The organism is Massilia pinisoli (assembly GCF_024753285.1).
In the GTDB taxonomy this organism is placed as follows: domain Bacteria; phylum Pseudomonadota; class Gammaproteobacteria; order Burkholderiales; family Burkholderiaceae_D; genus Telluria; species Telluria pinisoli.
Map to the genome: position 1 here is coordinate 241854 of NZ_JANUGW010000003.1, position 18381 is coordinate 260234.

At 56.0% G+C, this 18381-nt stretch carries 10 protein-coding genes; 4 read left to right on the plus strand and 6 right to left on the minus strand.

Annotated features, from left to right (window positions below; genetic code table 11):
• Positions 1-460 precede the first annotated feature (460 nt).
• The gene (locus NX784_RS05330) at positions 461-5149 is read left to right on the plus strand and encodes a DUF3320 domain-containing protein (protein ID WP_258815627.1); all 4689 of its coding nucleotides are present in this window, start codon (positions 461-463) and stop codon (positions 5147-5149) included.
• 64 nt (positions 5150-5213) lie between these two features.
• Here the strand turns inward: NX784_RS05330 and NX784_RS05335 are convergent, their stop codons facing one another.
• The 4 genes from NX784_RS05335 to NX784_RS05350 form a co-directional block, all read right to left on the minus strand.
• The gene (locus tag NX784_RS05335; RefSeq protein WP_258815628.1) at positions 5214-6146 is read right to left on the minus strand and encodes a YDG/SRA domain-containing protein; all 933 of its coding nucleotides are present in this window, start codon (positions 6144-6146) and stop codon (positions 5214-5216) included.
• Between the two features lie 153 nt (positions 6147-6299).
• Positions 6300-7025 carry a hypothetical protein gene (locus NX784_RS05340; protein ID WP_258815629.1) on the minus strand — a complete coding sequence of 242 codons (726 nt, stop codon included), beginning with the start codon at positions 7023-7025 and terminating at the stop codon, positions 6300-6302.
• A 69-nt stretch (positions 7026-7094) separates the two neighbouring features.
• Entirely contained in the window at positions 7095-7742 is a 648-nt protein-coding gene (locus NX784_RS05345) for a GTPase (RefSeq protein ID WP_258815630.1), read from the minus strand.
• 3 nt (positions 7743-7745) lie between these two features.
• Complete coding sequence (locus NX784_RS05350) at positions 7746-8789, minus strand: GTPase (protein ID WP_258815631.1); 1044 nt, start codon at positions 8787-8789, stop codon at positions 7746-7748.
• 165 nt (positions 8790-8954) lie between these two features.
• Between NX784_RS05350 and NX784_RS05355 the strand changes: the two genes are divergently transcribed.
• Positions 8955-10088, plus strand: a complete 1134-nt coding sequence (locus NX784_RS05355; RefSeq protein ID WP_258815632.1) for a hypothetical protein — start codon at positions 8955-8957, stop codon at positions 10086-10088.
• Between the two features lie 338 nt (positions 10089-10426).
• Here NX784_RS05355 and NX784_RS05360 read toward each other — a convergent pair whose 3' ends face one another.
• Positions 10427-13951, minus strand: coding sequence for a class I SAM-dependent DNA methyltransferase (locus NX784_RS05360; protein WP_258815633.1), 3525 nt, complete (start codon positions 13949-13951; stop codon positions 10427-10429).
• A gap of 1180 nt (positions 13952-15131) precedes the next feature.
• Between NX784_RS05360 and NX784_RS05365 the strand changes: the two genes are divergently transcribed.
• Complete coding sequence (locus NX784_RS05365; protein WP_258815634.1) at positions 15132-16667, plus strand: recombinase family protein; 1536 nt, start codon at positions 15132-15134, stop codon at positions 16665-16667.
• Positions 16668-17221: 554 nt separating this feature from the next.
• Here NX784_RS05365 and NX784_RS05370 read toward each other — a convergent pair.
• Complete coding sequence (locus NX784_RS05370) at positions 17222-17665, minus strand: endonuclease domain-containing protein (protein ID WP_258815635.1); 444 nt, start codon at positions 17663-17665, stop codon at positions 17222-17224.
• Positions 17666-18099: 434 nt separating this feature from the next.
• On the opposite strand from NX784_RS05370, the gene NX784_RS05375 reads away from it, so the two are divergent.
• A complete protein-coding gene (locus NX784_RS05375; protein ID WP_258815636.1) occupies positions 18100-18342 on the plus strand; it encodes a helix-turn-helix domain-containing protein in 243 nt (80 codons plus the stop codon).
• Positions 18343-18381: the final 39 nt, after the last annotated feature.

Sequence of the window (18381 nt, forward strand, 5' to 3'; positions counted from 1 at the left end):
ACGGCATTTGCGTGGGAGCAGCTCTTCAGAATTTCGCGCGTAGTTGGCTGCCAGCGAGCCGCTTGTTGGAGGGGAGCTCAGCTGGTTGATCAGTGACCTGGATGTTGCCCATCCTATGATGCGGGCGTGGTGCTTGCTCTCAACAGCGGCTGCGTCACCAGGAGGATGCGTGATCGCATTCGGGGTGCAAAGTTGCCGCCAAAGTACTATCAAATGTTGCCTACCTGCCGTTTCACGTAATGCCAAGGCTCAGCCGGCGAAAGGGTAAAGGTGCCCACCCTTACCACGGGATGCCAGGACAATGCACCTGATTGTCTGGGCCGTGTCGCGCAGATGCCAGTGTCATCCGCTCTTCCGTTTAGAGGATTGTTGGTAGTTAATTTATAATGAGAACAAGCACTATGGCTTGTTGGTCGTAGGCGTAGATAAAGGCTATGACATGACGAGCGTAGCAGATGATATGAGCAACGTTACAAAGCCCGAAAAGTCGGCCGTCAAAAGGCTTTTCGACGACGCTCGGAAACGTCTAGTCGAAACAGGAACTCGCAATCGACTGGTGCACGTCAATCGCAAGAACAGTCGTGCCGCTGTTGTCAACGTCGTAAATGAGCGGTCCGAAGACGTTTACGAAATCCTCAGCAGTGGCAAGGCAATGCGCTTCCTAGCCATCGGCCTCGATAAGGATACCGAGGACAATGGTCTCAAACTGGCGGATGCTGGTGAGCCTGGCTTTGATGCTGAACGCTATACCGACTCCCAACTTGAGACGCGAATGGGGCCTGACGCGCTGCAAAAGCGTCTTCTCAAAATTGCCCGGGAAGCCCAAACTGCGGAAGAAGAGTCCGGCATCAATATTTTGTACCTAGCCCTGGGATTTCTGACCTGGTTCGAGGACAAGACCTCCGCGGTGCAGAGGGAGGCGCCACTCATACTGCTGCCGGTACAACTTACTCGCAACCAGAAATCCAACACGTACGAAGTCCGACTCAGGGACGATGACGTTGTCACCAATCTTCCGCTCCAGCAGAGAATGAAGGAGGATTTTGGCCTGGTGCTGCCAGAGCTTGAGATCGCGGACGAATGGCGTCCGTCGTCGTACTTCGAGCGGGTCGAGGCCGCAGTCGCTTCGCAAAGCGCCTGGCGTGTGGATCGAGATGACATGCAGCTTGGCTTCTTCTCGTTCTCCAAGCTGTTGATGTACCGTGACCTGGCGCCGGAGGCTTGGCCAGATGGTGCTATCGCCGATCATGAGCTGACCCGAGGCTTGCTCTATGAAGGGTTTGAACCAGAGCCACCGCTGATCGGTCGCGATGACCGCCTAGACGTCGCTTTGCCACCTGAGAAAATTTTTCACGTCGTAGATGCCGACGCTTCGCAAGCCATCGTCATCGAGGAGGTTCGTCAAGGGCGGAACCTCGTCGTTCAGGGACCACCTGGGACCGGAAAATCGCAGACGATTACGAATATCATCGCCGCAGCCGTCAAGGAGGGAAAACGCGTCCTGTTTGTCGCGGAGAAGATGGCGGCGCTTTCGGTTGTGCATGAGCGCCTTGTGAAAGTTGGGTTAAGGGATGTGTGCCTGGAACTTCATTCACGCACCGCCAACAAGAAGGACGTGCTCGCCGAACTGGCAAGAACGCTAATAAAGGTGTCGGCCGTACCATCTATGCCCGGGCCTCCGAGTTCGCTCACGAAGGTGCGCGACAAACTGAACACGCTCGCCGCCGCGCTCCACGAACCCATAGGGAGCTCAGGCGAGACACCGTATTCAGTACTGGGAGTTCAGGCGCGCTACATCGGGCTTAACGTTCCAGCACCGGTTTTCAACGGCAGCGTTCTGGCAGCGATGTCGCGCGAACAGGTGGATGAGCTGCTCGTTGCTGTTGCCAAGTATGGCGAACTCCTCGTCAGCGAAGGCCAGCCCGACTCTCATCCGTTTGCTGGTGTACAAAACCTGTCCCTTCAGCCAGTGGAGCTCTCTCGGCTGGCAAGTCTCCTGTCCAACGCGGTTGACGCTATTTCGGCATTGGACGAAGTACTGGGGCAGGCCTTCGCGGTCCTCGATATTGAGCTTCCGCGCACGCGAGCGAGTGCGCGTCAACTCCGTGACGCGCTCACGTATATCGACGGCCTACCCACTAACGCCGCAGATGCCGCGAGTAGACTTCTCGCCGAGGGCAGTCTTGAGCGACTGGCGAATGCATTGCGGGCGGGTGCTGCTTGGCGCGTCGCCAAGAGCCAGGCTGCCGAGCAGTTCGTGGATGCGGCTTTCGATGCGTCGCCTGTTTCCCTCCGTGGGGCTTTGGCTGGAGGCGTTCACTCGTTCTTCGCGCGCTGGGGAGGAGCATATCGCGGCGCGTCGCGCGAGCTCGCCGGCATGCTCCGTGGCCCCATGCCCAAGAGTCCGAAGGACAGACTCTCGCTTCTTGATACGCTCATCAATATTGCTGAGAAAAAGAAGTTCTGGATAGCCGACGAATCATATTGCGCGAAATGCGTTGGAGAGGCGTGGCGTGGAGAGCTGACTGATTTCGAGCAGCTCCTCCCGGTCGTGGGCTGGTGTGAAAAAGCGAGTCGGGCACCGCTGGCGTGGCCGCGCGGGGTTCTGGTCGCGTTGGGACAGAAACCCGAGGTTGTCAGCAACTTGAAGCTCCAGCTAGGACGACTCGAACCAGCGTGTGAATCGGCTATTCGCGACGTGATGAACTCGCTACAGTTCTTACCTTCGACACTGGGACATGAAGAACCGGTCGAGCACGAGCTGCCAACAGTCCGCGACTGGCTCAATCTCGTCGCGTTCTCTATGGACAGGTACTCAGGATGGTCGGCGCTTCAGAAAGCCCACGCTGCAATGGTGGAAGCAGGGCTGCCCGATGTGGCGGCGCGAATGCGAGCAGGTACGCTTTCTGCCGACCAAGCGATCACGGAGCTACGCTTCGCACGTGCCGAGCAACTTTGGAAAACGGCCCTAGGCACGTCGCCCCACCTTCGCGATATTAGTGAATTAGACCGCCACGATCTCGTCACAGAGTTCGCCGCATTGGAGCGCGAACGGTTAAAACACAATGTCATGAGCATCGTCGCAGGTCACCTGGGACAGCTTCCCCAAGGCGCGATGGGTGAGATGAAGGTTATCCGCGGAGAGATCGGAAAAAAGCGTGGCCACATCGCACTGCGTAAGCTGTTCGCCAGCGCTGGTAACGCCCTACAGCGCATCAAGCCGGTAATGTTGATGAGCCCGATCTCAGTCGCACAATTTGTTCCACCAGGAGCGCTTTCTTTCGACCTCCTTATTATCGATGAGGCGTCCCAAGTGCGTCCGGAGGATGCTTTGGGCGCGATCGCGCGAGCCGAGCAGATCGTGGTGGTGGGGGACCAAAAGCAGCTGCCACCGTCTTCTTTCTTTGCTCGTCTGCTGAGCGATGAGGCAGAGGACGAGGTCGACGAGGAAGGCGAAGAAAACCTGTTAGGTGATGCCGCCAAGGCGGGCGCGATGGAAAGCATCCTTAGCCTATGCGAAGCACGCGGACTGAATTCTCGGATGCTTCGATGGCATTACCGTTCGCGCGATCCATCTTTGATCCAAGTATCGAACAAGGAATTTTACGACGACGAGCTCATTCTGCCGCCGTCGCCCTTGCAAAAGAACCCGGATTTTGGCCTGACATTCACGCGAGTGCCAGGGGTCTATGACAAAGGCGGGAAGCGTGACAACCGCATTGAGGGGGAGGCGATTGTCACCCGTCTTGCTGAACACGCCCGTTCACATCCCGACGTATCTGTTGGTATCGTCACCTTCTCGTCCGCGCAGAAGAACCTCATTACCGAGCTGCTGGAATTGCGGCGCCGTACTGACGCAGTCTTAAACGATTTTCTGCGTGACGGCAATGCAGAGAGCGTCTTCGTCAAGAATATTGAGAACGTGCAGGGCGACGAGCGCGATGTCATATTCGTAAGTGTCTGCTATGGCCCGACCGTCGCAGGAGGCAGACTCGCGAGCATGTCCTTTGGCCCAGTGAACAGCGAAGGCGGCGAGCGTAGGCTGAATGTGCTTTTCACTCGCGCCCGGTTGAAATGCGAAGTGTTCGCGTCCTTCCACCCCAGCGACATCGATCCGGGACGAAGCGTGCGCGATGGCGTTCGCATCCTGAAGCACTATTTGGAGTTCGCAAACGGGGCGCCGCTCAGCGGTGTCGTGCCAACCGGAGTTACCGCCGATTCGCCTTTTGAGGAAGACGTGGCGAACACGATCCGTAGCTTGGGTTTCCTAGCCGACCCCCAAGTCGGCACGGCGGGTTTCCGTATCGACTTGGGAGTACGTCATCCTGACCGTCCGGGCGCTTACCTGCTCGCGGTCGAATGTGACGGCGCGACTTATCACAGCGCTTTGTGGGCGCGTGAGAGGGACCGGCTACGACAAGATGTCCTTGAGCACCTCGGGTGGCGCTTCCACCGGATCTGGAGCACTGACTGGTTTTACAATCGTAAAAACGAGGTTGAGCGTCTACGGACTGCGCTGGCGAATGCAAGCCAGGCTGCCGAGCAGGCCATCCAGCTGGAAGGAGCGAATAAGAACAGCGCGCAGCGGCCTCTTACCGAACAAACACCGGTGCTGTTGGAGCTCCCCGAAACACCACCCAGGCAGATGCCAGCGTACAAACGCTGTGTTATCCCGATGGGTACGGAGGAGCCGCACGAAGTACCAATGCATATAGTCGCCAATCTGGTGACACGTATCGTCCAGGAGGAGGGGCCAATCCATGTAGAGGAAGTCGCGCGGCGCCTTGCGTCTTGCTTCGGCAAGGAAAAAGCTGGCAGTAGAATACTTGGGACGGCGAAGAGTGCTCTTGAGATCGCACGAACGCAGGGCACTGAGCTTCTCACCGATGGGACGTTCTGGTTCACACGTGCTCAAGCCGATGACGCGCCAGTCCGGGACCGCGCGAACGAGTCAGGGGCGACTCTGAAAGCAGCTTGCTTATGCATGCTGGAAGTGATAGCTGCGTTGAAGATCGCGCAAGCAGATAACGCTGGCGGAGAGGAGTCCGAACTGATCCGTTCTGCGGGGCGCTTGCTTGGGTTTAAGCGTGTAGGGGCCGAGTTACAGGAACGATTGGCTTCGGGCCTGAGCGCTTTGCAAAAACCGTAGCGCATGACAGCTCGGACGTAATGGTTCTCAGTGTCAGGCGTTGGGGCCACTTTGGTCAGTTCTTCTATCGCGACCTGTCATCGGACACGGGAAGTCCAATCGTTTGATCGACAATCCGGTCCAACTCCTCGTAGAAGTGCTGCCGATGGTAAGCGAGATGAGCTGTGTCAATCGCATGTCCCGGCAGTATACTTAACGTGCCGTGCAAACCAACCAGCGAAAGGTCGTCGTTAATGGAAAAGACGCCAAGATCGAACATCGTGTGATGATTCGGGCACAAGCAAAGAATGTTTGATGCAGTATCCGGTCCGTTATGCGGTGAGCCTAGCGGACGTATATGAGCGGCTTCTGCATAAGATCCTGACGGCGTGCTGATCCGTAATCCACAAATCTGGCACGAATGGTCGTAACGCTGCTTCAGTTCACGTGCCAAAGCCGTGTCGCGGATCACCCTTTGGGTCGTTACAGTGGTCCGGGAAGGTATTCGGTTGCCGCGTTCGATGCCAGTCGTTTCAGGAACCGACGGTACGCTTATCGAACTCGCTGTCTCTCGTACGAGACGGAATCGCCAAATCTGGAAGCCGCCTTCCTCAACTTCACGCCAATGACTCTCCACCCTAAAAAGTCCGTCATAGCGATATCCCGAAGCCGGCGCGTAGGGGTTGCGTCGGTCCGCCCCACGGATCACTCGGACGGGCAGGCCCTCAAGTTGACTGCGAACTAGAGCTAAATTACCTTTCGTAAGCTCTTGGTCAGCGATATGTCGCCAGCGATCGTCGCGGCCCCCATGCCCTGTGTAGATGATGACATCCCCTTGGTCGATATCATCTTTGTAGCCGCCGGAAATGACAACAGAATCGGCCCCTTCTCTAGGAGTTCCTGAAATCCCGGCTTGAGTCGGCATGTGAACTCCTGCGGCATTCATCTGTATCCTGTTTTGGTACACCGTGCCCGGAGGATTATGAGGAATTTCGCCAAAAAAACGCACTTTCGCCATGTTTTAACCCGTTGTGTACATGTGGCTGCGCACAGAAGCTTAACTTCAGTTAGGTAATTAATGAAGGCCAGGACGAGGAAATGCAGTAAAACACACTAGGAAACGAATGCTAGCTTTAGCGACACCTGTGACGTGCATTTTCAAGGCATGCCTTTAGCGTATTAGGCCTGCGTGCGCAAAGGATGGATAGAAGGTTACGAAGGCCCAGCACAGCAGTAACACCAGAGACAAGATGCACATCCCGAGCGCACCGTTCGGCCGCAAGATGCCGAGGTAACTGATCGCCACGGCAGCCACGTTTTTCTTTGCCCTGTTCATACCACGCCAGCTGGTGAACATCCTCAGCGCCGCGTACAAGCCGGTACCAGCGGCGGTCGAAAGTAGCAGTACGCGAAACAACGAGTAGACATCGAGCTGGTCCAGCGTAATCTTGCGGTACACCACCCCGATGGCCGCCATGCATAGTGCCGTCAGGACGGATACTGACAAGTTGAAATACAGGGTCTTGCGACTGCGCACGGCTGCGTCTTCGAGCTCGGTACGCAGGTGGGCGACTTTCTCGGTCACCAGGAGCGACAGCTCGTCTTTGGCCACACCGAGCCGTTCGTCTATCGTCTTGCCAATCTTGTCAGAGGCGTAGTCAATCAAGGCCAAGACGTCGTCCTTGGTCACACGGCGCTGATCGTGGATCTCATTCGACAGTACGACGATGTTTGCCTGTAACTGGTCGCTCGCTTGCTTCACGACGTTGCCGAGCTCAGCGCTGGCTTGCGAGATCGCACCACCGATCATAGGGTTCAGCTTGGCGTCGACCACGTCACCAATCGCGTCCTTGACTTGCTTGAGCTCATCTCGCCAGTCAGTCGTGAACAATGCCATTAACACCTTCTCCGTTGTTAGTCGTTTACCTTATGCCGGTTAGATTGTTCTTACAATCAAACCCTCGTGTCAAAGCCGCAGGCGTAATTCGTCGAGCCCTTCGCCGGTACGGCTACTTACGAACACAATCGACGATGGGGCAAGCCCCACAAAGTGGTGACACAAGTCCATGCGCGTGGTCTTCCGCTGCTCCTCGTCGAGCGATTCGGCATGGCTGCGAACCACAATTGGTGTGACGTCATGCATGCGGATCGCCTGATAGATTTTGATGTCCGCCCCGTGAATCTTGCCGTGCACGACGAGACAGATTTTGCCAAAGTTGTCGAACGGAAAATGCAAGACGAACGCCGACACAGGATGGCTGTTGGTGTCGTATCCAGGCACATCAGCGGCGCTGCGCTTGCCCCATTGGCACAGCAGATCAATTCCGGTTCGCTCGGCCCAGTTAGTGGCGTCAGTGTGGGCACCGATCACAGGTGCAGGGCGAGCACGCCCCCGCGACAACTTGTTGACGATGGTCGATTTGCCCGCCCCTGGTTGACCCAGGAAGGCTACCCGGCGCGGATCGGGTTTCTGGGTCAATTCCCGCAACGCGCGCAGGTTTTTGATGAGCGTCGTGTCCGGTGGCGGAGTCGGCTGCGGAGGTGGCCCATCCGTAACAGTATTGTACAGAAGCTTTCCGAGCCCAACGATGGCTGGCACCGCGAGCCACCACATGGATCAGCGCCCCAGCTCGTCGCGCAAGATGCTTTCCGCGAGCTCGTGGCAGTCGTTGAGATAACTGCTGCCCACCGCATATGTGATCGTAAAGCCTGCCGATGCGGCGACCGCCTGTCCGATGAAGGGAACAAATTTTGCGACGGACTTTATAGCTTGGCGCCCAATGAACTGCTTGAGCAACAGCAGTATCCCTTCCTTAGCTGCGTAGCGGATGACGTTGTTGGCGACGGCGCTTACGGTCGGGATCGCCGACTCTTTCAGGGAGTTCAGGATCTTGTCGCTCAAGCCAAAACACTCTCGCAGTTCTACGAATAGCTTCATCAACACCGACAGGTCGACGGCGATGTCCGCGCCCGGAATCGGGTTCAACCCGTTGGCTGCCGACGCGCCCGCGGCGATCGTCACATACTTCTCGGCCGCTTCGCGCTTCTGTTGTAGGAACTTTAGACTGTGCGCCTTCGCGCCGCGCAGCCAACGCTCGCGTTTGGCAGTATCTAGATTTTCCGCGATGGTCTCGCTGAGCAGACCGAGACCCGTGTTCTTTCGACAGCTGGTGAATAGGACCTCGACGCGTTTGCCGACTTGCCTATAAATGTCTTCTCGCTTGCGCTGCTCTAGCTCTTCGATGGTGACACCGTCCTCCCACAATTCGTCGTGTTTGTTCACGACGAAGATGCACACCTTCCCCATCGCATCGAGCTTACGGAACAGTTCGGTGTCGGCGGCATGGAATTTACCGCTGGTCACGCATAGGAACAGGTCGAAGCTCTCGAGCGCAAACTTGGTCGCGTAAGTATCTTTTGGGAACCGCTGCGTTCCATAACCCGGCAGGTCGACCAAAATCAAACCGTTGTGTGCGTACTCTTTTTGGTCGACGGTCTTGTCCGTTTCAACGCCGACTTCGGCCACTTTTTTGCCAACTATTTGGTTAATTAGGGACGACTTGCCTGCCCCTGGTTGACCGAACAGGGCCACAGATACTCGGGCAGCGTTTTGTTGCTCCAGTTCGTCCCGGATCTGTCGGGCGTCATCATGAATGCGCATGGGTATAAAAAGTTGAAAGAATGACTAGGTAGAGCAGGATAGCACCGCAATTTCCCAAGCGCAATCAGCAAGCGGACACGGTCTTTGTATAATTCAACATCAAAAAATGTTATATGAGCAATAGAAGTTGATAAGATGTGAGCTGTCTAGTCTCTTGGAGATATCTTGCGTTCCCTTATTAATCGGCTTCAGCTTGTTAGTGCGCTTGCCGGGATGTTGGCATGGATGCCCGCGCAGGCAGGCTTGTACACCTACTCGCAGCTAGCCGTAGACAGCACCAATCCAAACTTGCGTACTGTCAATGCTGGCGGTTTAGTGCTCTATGAAGATTACATGACGTACCCATACGTCGCGAGGTTGTGGAATCACGGCCAGACCACCTACCTTCCGCCTGGCCAAGGTATCCAAAGCGAAGCACTGGACATCAACGCCGCCGGCGTTGTCGCCGGCATTTCGACCGCGTACGATCCCCTGTCGTTCCGCGCTACGGTCTGGAACGGCACGGTCGCGACATTACTGCCCGGGCTAGGCGCGAACCGGGACATCGCCACTGGCATCAACGACAGCGGGACGGTAGTTGGGTATGGCTACATGCCGCGTTCCGACGCGACGGTGCCGAACGTGGTTAAGGCACTGATGTGGGACACCGATGGTATGCATGAGCTGGGCACCCTGGGCGGGGCCTCGGCGACTGCGGCGGCGGTGAACAATGCCGGCGTCATCGCCGGGCAGTCGCAGACGGCTTCGGGCGAGGTGCATGCTACGGTCTGGACACATGACAGCATAATCGACCTCGGCACCCTCGGCCGCACCCGCAGCACGTCCCACGACATTAACGATGCGGGCTGGGTTGCTGGCGATGTCCTTGTAGATGAGGAAAGCTGGACTTGGCACGCAACGCTTTGGAATGGCATTGCTCTGATTGATTTGGGCACGCTGGGGGGCGGGTGGAGCACTGGCTGGGCGATTGCCGGCGATGGGACCGTGCTGGGCTCGTCGGAAACGGCCGACAACCGACAGCACGCTACGATTTGGCGAAACGGCCGAGCGATCGATCTAAACAGCGTCGTGAGCAATCTCTCGGCTCTGCAAGGTAAGGAACTGACGTACGCGATCGCGGCTGATGCCAGCGGTGTTATCTACGGCAACGTGTACGATCTCACGACCCATTCCAATGGCCTGTACATGTTAACACCGGAAACCGAGCAGGATGTGCCAGAACCGAGCAGCCTTCCGCTCTTGGCCGTCGGGTTTGTCCTGCTAGCCTGTCGCGCATGCGGGTCAGCGCGCCTCTCCTGATGGTTGGCATGACTTGCTCCTATTGCTTGGGCATATACGGAGAACTCTCACGGGGATGCTCAAGTCACATTCAAAAGTTAGCATGGTTAAGTTAGCACGATGGTTAGTTCGGAAACTTGTGCTTACTCGGCTTGATCGCAACCAATGAATAGGGATTAAGGCAAGTAGTCAGGAAAAATTTACTGTGATTTCTGTCCTGAAAGCTTGCATCAGGGACCGGATTTCGGCGAGCAGTGCGTGCCAACGCAAAACGGCACAGCACTATATGCGGGCAACGGCTTGAATCCTTCAAATGGACTCAAGCGCGCTTGATACGCGACGATTACAATTCATACCAATTAGCGCATCATATCCCTCCAGCGGCTGTCAGCATCTTGGTGAAGTCGCCCAAGGGCCACCAGGGTATTCAAGAGCGTAGGCAGGCGTTCGCGCCAGCGCCCCCGGCCGCTAAAGTGCGCTGCCACCTCATCGATCGTCAGCGTACGGCTTGTTTGGACAAATACTTCGGCCACCGCCTTGATCTGCTCTGTAAGCCCAGCGGGCCAAGGTCGGGCTATGACGCCTTTGGGAGCGGACAAACTGATTTCCTTGTCGGCGTCATTTATTACCTTGTTGTCGGCAGCGATATCCAACACGTTAACCTGCGTGAGCTGGTGCTGCTGAAAGTCGGGCCGTAGCCAACGTACCTTGCCGCCCGACTCCTCGGCGGCGCGGCTAGCGTTTAGCTCAACCAGGCGCTCTAGCAAGGTACCGGCGTCGGCCGGTAACGTTAGGTCGCTCCAGTTATAAGCTTGTAAAACGGCAGTGTCTAACTCGTCGTGCAGACTTTTCAGCACGCTTACCAAACCCTGCTCGTGCAGTAATTTCTCCTTTGCTGTTAGCGCGTCGCCAGTTCGCAGCTTCTCTAGTACGTTGTAGAGGCCAGTCAGGGTTAATTCGGCATGTACAGCTTGGCGGGCCTTACGGTGTGCGTCGATCTGTTCGGCCAACGTCCTGATCCGGTCTGACAGGGCCGGAGTGAGGCATGTATCGTCGGAGGGAAATGGGAATGTCTCAAAGCACGTCGATTTACTGTAGACAGGGCGATCCTCAAGGAGCCCGCCAGATGCGAGCGCCCACGTAATGTGCACGCTGCTGGAAAGTACCCCGAGGTGAAAAGGATCGGCACTAGCAATAGCTATTAGCTTGTCGTCTGGAAGGATCTTGGCATCTAACCACTGGAAGATCCGATGCTTGGCGACCTGGCCTGTCGCAATGAAACGAGGAATGCTATCGAGTGCCGGCCGAAACTCACCCCGCGAACGTGCGTGTAGCCACCAGTTCTCGCGAATCGCACGGTCACGGTTTTGGTCCCGCTCTGGCTTCACGCGCTCTAAAAGCCATTGAAATATTCGAGGGAATTGCGTTCTAACCTGATCCGCCGTCAGGCCAAATGTGTCGATAACAAGCTGGTTCCTTGGCTTGCCCGCAAGATCCTTGCCGTTTCGATAAGGCCTGATTCGCCGTTCCAATCCCGGTTGGGTGCCAAGTCCAAGCATGGAGGCCTGCTCTACTGTGAGAATAAAGCCTGCTCCGTGTGGAATGACTCCTCTGTTTGAAATAAGGCTGTTCGCGCGCAACGCTTTTGCGGCGGCGACATTTGCGCCTACCTTCAAGTCCGAGTGAATGCGGCCTCGCCGAGACTTGAAAATTACGGTCGCTTCGCCATCCGACTGCTGCCCCTCCTCAACAACTGAGAGAAGGTCGCCGTCAACTGTCCCTTGAACTCCGACACTCATTGCAATCCGTACCGCGGCGCCATCAGCACTATCTACCCATGGATGATCCGGCACCGCAAACACTAAGCTCAAGGGTGGTGTAGCCTTCTGCTGCGCCGCGATGACACGGCGGTTGAAGATCATTGTTAAGCTGTTTGTGGTGATAAGACCAAAACGTTCGGCCGCATTGCTGCGCACAGCCTCAGCAGCCTTATGCCACCAATACATGACAAAGTCGGCACTCTCGGGTACGTCGGGCCAAGCACTACGCAGCGCGTCGACATAGCCGCCACCCAGCGTGATGCGCATGCGCTTGTTGCCAATGAATGGTGGATTCCCCACGATGAAATCCGCCCGCGGCCAGTCGGCCTGACGAGCGTTTTCGTAGCGCCACTGCACCACCTGTGCTGTCTCGTCGGGTACCGGTTGACCGGTGACCGAGTGGGGTTTGGTAGTTGTCCCATCCCAGCTGGTGACAGGGCGACCAGCCGCGTCTATTAGCGGCTCTTGGCAGTCGTAGGCGAGCACGGCATCTCGGTGCTCGATGTTGCCGTAGTCGTGTACCACAGGCTCAGCCACACTGGCGCGACCACGGGTGCGGATGTGCCATTGTAGGAAGCCTATCCATAGCACCAGTTCAGCCAATGCAGCGGCACGACCATTAATTTCAATGCCTAGCAATTGCTGCACCGTGACAGTTTCGCGGCCGAGGTCCAAGCTGTCCTGCACGTCTCCCAAGGCATCGAGCTGGTTAAGTACCTCTCCCTCTAGACGCTTAAGGTGTTCAAGCGTCACGTAGAGGAAGTTGCCACTCCCGCAGGCCGGGTCGAGCACTCGCAGGGTGGACAGCCGGTGCAGGAAAACACGCACCCGTTCACGAGCTTCTTTCCATTTGGCGCGCACGTCTGAGTTGTAGCGGTAAATCGCCTCAAGCCCTTTTTTGGTTTTGACATTGACCTCAGGCGGGTGGGCCTCAAGGTCTGCGGCCTCGTGCGCAAGGGTCAGCGCCGCGACTTGGACATCAGCCCACTCCTTACGCAAGGGGTCGATGACGGTCGGTAGCACTAGACGTTCAACGTAGGCACGTGGAGTATAGTGAGCGCCTAAAGCATGGCGCTCGGTCGGGTCCAATGCGCGCTCCAATAAGGTGCCGAAAATGGCAGGCTCGACCTCCTTCCAGTTTGCGTGAGCGGCCGCGATGAGGCTATCGATCTGCTCGGTGTTGAGTAGCAGACTGTAGGCATTGGCACTAGCGCCCTTGAATAGCTTGCCATTGAACTTGAGTACGTCCTTAACAATGGCAGGGGCGAAGCCACCTCGGTCCATGTCAGCCCAGAGGCTGGTAAGCATGCGGCGCAGCGTGGCTGGGTCGCGGCGGTGTTGAACGAGGAGTCCGTGGAAGGAACCAGCGGGTAGTAGTTCAACGTCCTCAGCAAACATGCTGAACAGGCAGCGTGACAAATAAGCTGCCACGTCGTGTGAACTGTGCCCGTCTTGCTCCAGAGAGCGCGCCAGTGTGGCGAGTTGCTGCGAGACGTCACGCGTCACCTTGGCGCTAATAAGAGTAGGGTCCAGCGCAGCAGGATTAGTCCAAATGAGGCGCAAGCGCTCCAAGATCTCCGGCACGTTTAGGTCCGCCAAGACAATGCGGTGGCTACGGGGATCGGGGAAGGGAACGTAAGTGCCGCCGCTACGGGTAAACTCAGCGTAAACCTCAATCACGGTGCCGACATCGACCACGAGTACGAAAGGTGGGCGCCCCTCACTAGCCGGCAACGCGCGTGCGTAGCCCTCGCCCTGACTTCGAGCTCGCAGCAAGCCGTCGTCGAACCCCTTAGTGTGCTGATTGGCCTTAAGTTTCTTCGCCTCTAGTACGAAGTGGCCGCGTCGGTAGCAGTCAATGCGGCCAGGACTGCTGCTCCCGTCGCCATGAGCGAAAGTGATGGGCCGCTCGAACATATAGTCCTGTTCGGGCGTGGGGTGCGGCTTAGGCACCTCCAATAGTTCACAGAGGTCGATCACGAAAGACTGCGCGGTTGCCAACTCCGTCGCTGTTACGCCTTGCCAGCGTTCGATAAACGCGGCAATTATTTTTGTTCTGTCCATAGCGCAACATCTTAGATGTTGTTTCCGTTCTATGCTAGTCGGAAATAAACGGCTCTGCGACATTAACCGTTGGCGTTTGTTCAGCTAGACTCAAGTTCCGAAAATTGACTTGCTATAGTAGGAAATGGTGCGCAACGGCAGAGCTGCCCCGGCAGCTTTCCGCGTGCCTGTACGTTCATGCTGATCCAAGGACTTGACAAGAATGACACCAGATTGTTGCTGAGCTATCGAAAAAGGTAAGTTGTCTCGAACCGCGAAGAGCAGCCGTTCCGAGCGAGCAGGTGCGTCCTAATTTAATGATATTGAGTTTGTTCAGTCTCCCCGCAGCCTAGCAAGTCGAATGGCGAGGCGGTCTTCCTTAGATTTTGGACGAAAGTATTCCCGGACATGCCAACGAAGCCTGGCGAAAAAGCCAAGCCCTGGGTCTGGCGAAGGAGGTGCCGGAAGTCGAGGCGTCGGGCCATACCATCCTCTGTAACCCTCACATTGGCGTCGGAATTCTTCAAAGCTGCCTGGAAAGTTCATCGATCAATCTCACAAGTACAAGTTGCTCAGCGGTTGCTCTATCTTGTTACAACCCTCAAGTGTCTGGAGGAGCTACCGGGAAAATACGCGGCACCATGCGTACGCTGGTGGCTTGCGGTTAGCCAAAATGCTCCGCATCCCGCGGCGGGACCACCCGTGCAACTGAACCCGGCCGTTTGCAAGACTCAGTGTACGGCCTGTGTTGCTCTAATGGCAAGTCGGGCTTTGGTAGGTGTACTTGACTTTGCGGTTGTGCTGACTATGCGTTATGCGGTACGCGTTAGGTCTCTCGTCGAACACCCAACAGCAGCTCCACAATAACCTCAAACGCCACTCCATGGTCGAGTAGGAAAAACGCTGCAAATGGCACCCCATGAAGGCGAGAAAGCACAATCGCTGCTGCGAGTATGGCTGGGTTCATGATTTCATACGTGTGACAGGGTTACTCATGTTTAGATAGTCTTCCAATCACCTTGGCAGTCTTTGAGTTGCCTCAACGACAGGCGAATTGCCGTGCGCTTAGCCCATTCGACCCGTGCAGCGCCCTAAGTCCCTATATCGACGGAAACTGCAAATAGTCGACTGATGATTGGTGACCTAAGACCAGAGAATATGCGCTCGCGACGGCCTGGAAATCGTAAGAGATGGGATCTTTATGCAGAGCCATCACACCAGCTGCGCGGCGCTTTATCTTCGGGCTTCTACGGAACACCAGAATTACTCGACCAGTCATCAAGAGGCTGCACTTCGAGAGTACGCCGAAGCACATGATTTGGAAGTTAGAACTGTCTACCGCGATGAAGGACGCAGCGGACTGACGCTTGATGGTCGTCATGGCTTGCTACAGCTGCTAACGGATGTTCAATCGGGTGCGGCGGATTTCGATATCGTGCTCGTCTATGACGTCAGCCGATGGGGCCGGTTTCAAGATGTTGATGAGAGCGCCTACTACGAGTACGCATGCCGAAAGGCTGGCATCGATGTAGCGTATTGCGCGGAGCCGTTTGCAAATGATGGCTCGGCTCTGGCGACGATATTAAAAGGACTCAAGCGCGCGATGGCCGCCGAGTTCATTAGAGAGCTTTCCGCTAAGGTGCATCGGGCGCAATGCAGACTGACGGCAGCAGGGTTCAAACAGGGTGGCTCAGCTGGGTACGGTCTTCGGCGCCTTTGCATCTCTGCAACCGGCGAGCCTAAACGAGTTCTTGAGATGGGCGAGCGCAAGAGTGTACCTTCCGACCGGGTAACGTTCGTGCATGGGCCAGCGGATGAAGTCGCTGTTGTGCGACGTATCTTCAGCATGTGCTGTGAAGAGAATCTGCCGGACACAAGGATCGCTGATTGCCTCAATTCAGAGGGACTTCTTAATCAGCATGGCCGGCCATGGTCGAGCCACAACGTAAAAAGCATTCTGACCAACGAGAAGTACACCGGCACGCTCATCTACAACCGCAGCACTCAGCGAATGCGAAGTTCACGACGTCCTAACGATACGTCGAAGTGGATCAGGGTCGAAAGTGCCTTCGAGGCCATAGTCAGTTGCGAGACCTTTGAAGCGACGAAGACGCTCAGACGGCACCGCGGGAAACACTGGACGAATGACGAGATGCTCGACGGTCTGCGGGATATCCTGGTCGACCATGGGAAAGTAACGGCTGAGCTAATCAACCAAAGCGGGCTGCCGTCTGCCAAATCGTACGCGTTCCGCTTTCGTGGACTTGTTGCCGCATACGAGGAGGCTGGAGTGTCAGGACCGTCATTGTCTCGAACCACAATCGCTCGATACCGACTACGCTGCGTTACCAAGGACATGTCGATTGAGCTTGAGCGCTGCGCGCTTATGGCTGGCGCGGTGATTGAATCGCTGACTCCTCGCACTTATCGAATCAGGGGAGTAGTCGTACGTATCTTGTGCACCAGATGTCGCTATGAGCGAAGCCACCCTTGCTGGAAGGTGACGCTCCAACACTCGCCAACAGTGGACTTCGTGATTTGGTTTAGGATGGACGAGCTAAATGAGCATATTGGAGGAATTTACCTTCTGCCTACTGCTGAGTTCCCAGAACATCAATACCTTTGGCCGTCGACGCTTACGCTGGCTCGATACCAACGATTCTCATATCCTTCGGTGCAACATTTATTTGGCCTCGTGGACCAGTCATCGCAGGGCGAGAGCCCTTCAAACATCTAACACCACGCTACAGTTTTGTGTGCCGGTATTCACTGACGGGCTTCCGATAGTGACATCGTACCTATCGGAAGTGTTCGTCCGACGAGGGGAGGGTTACCACTTCTAACGACCTTAGATTCGATCTAATCCCACCGCTTCTTGGCAAGTTGGATGAGGAGACGTTCTTGAGCAGATTTCGGCCGCAAGTATTCGCCGATGTGCCATCGCATTCGATCCCAGAGGTTCAATCCAGGCGGAGGACAAGGAGGATCGGGAAGCCGCAGCCTTGGCCCATGACACCAGCCGCGGTGTCGTCGAAATTTCTCGAAGTTGTCTGGCGAATCCATAATCCGTTGCAGAAGGGGAGATTGAACAATCTTACATCTAGTTAAAAACTGGGCGGGAGGCGCCAAGCGGTTAGCCACCATATCTTAGATGCGCGATTCGAGGATGATGCCGACAGAATCAAAACGCTACCGGGTCGTATCTCTTGCACACTGAGTTCGCGAATTCGGACCTAACGAGCGTGACGAGGGTTGAGCGCTCTACCGTAAGAGAGCAAGCGCAGCGCAATCTTATTTCGCATTGCTGTGGTCGACGAGAGGCATGGCCTGCAAATGTCTCTTTATCTCGGTTGTAACCCGGTCGAAGTCATTCTCGACCTCTTCGTTCCAGAAGCGTATCACGGTCCAGCCGAGTGCAGTAAGGACTGCTGTTTTGCGTTGGTCGAGAAATTTCCACTTTTTCAGGCGATGGCTTTTCCCGTCAATTTCAATCGCGAGTCGGTGCGGAACACTTGCAATATCAACCTTATAGCATGGTGGAAGGCTGACAAAATCGGCCTTGACTGCGCGAGTAGCGATTGCTACCTCCGTAGGCAACTCAAGGCTATTTGCTATCAAGAGTTGCTGTCGGGTAAGTTTGGAATTGCCTCCTCTTGCCAGGAATGTCCTGCCTTTCAGCTTAGCTTTTATTTTTTCCACATTTTCTGGCCTCGACATCGGGTTGTTTGCTTTCATGCGTGCGGAGCTTTCTGGACTACTTCTGCCCCGTAGGACAACGCCACGGATACCTCGCATCCATTCGTTAAATGCTTCTGCTCGCCCAGGCTGTGCGTTTCGCCAACTAGCTGCACACGAGTTGGAGCAAAACCGACGCTTCTCGTTGTTCCTTGGCCCGACCGATCGGAAGCTGAACGCACCATCACACCATTCGCACTTCTTATGCACCTGCATGCAGACTTCACATCGGAGGTCACGTGTCCCGAGTGGGGAAAAGATGCGGCCGCATCCACAACATGTGCGCGGCTTGAGTTTACGAGTTCCCATAGAAACCCTTACTTTTTGAGTATGTGAGCGGAAGCTGAAAGCGACCAGCCAACAATCAGCGATTCGGTTTTGTTTGAGGTACATGTACCGTAGATGTGGCCGTAGTATAGCTGGATGATTCTTGGGTGCCAAACCCATCCCTCCTACGACAATCGCCTGAGCTCGTTTCGCTAGGCGGCGCTATCCGTGCTTTGCGCCTGGCTGCCGGCATGTCGCAAGAAGAGCTTGCTCATCTTGCAGAGGTCGATCGCAGCTATCTTGGTAGGGTCGAACGTGGTGACAACAACGTGGCGATCATGACCTTATGCCGAGTGGCTCAAGCCCTTGGCGTATCGGGGGCTCAACTTTTAGAGTTGGCGCACCTTTAAGGTGCCGGGTGGCCCGAATTGCGTGCGCGACAAGCGCAG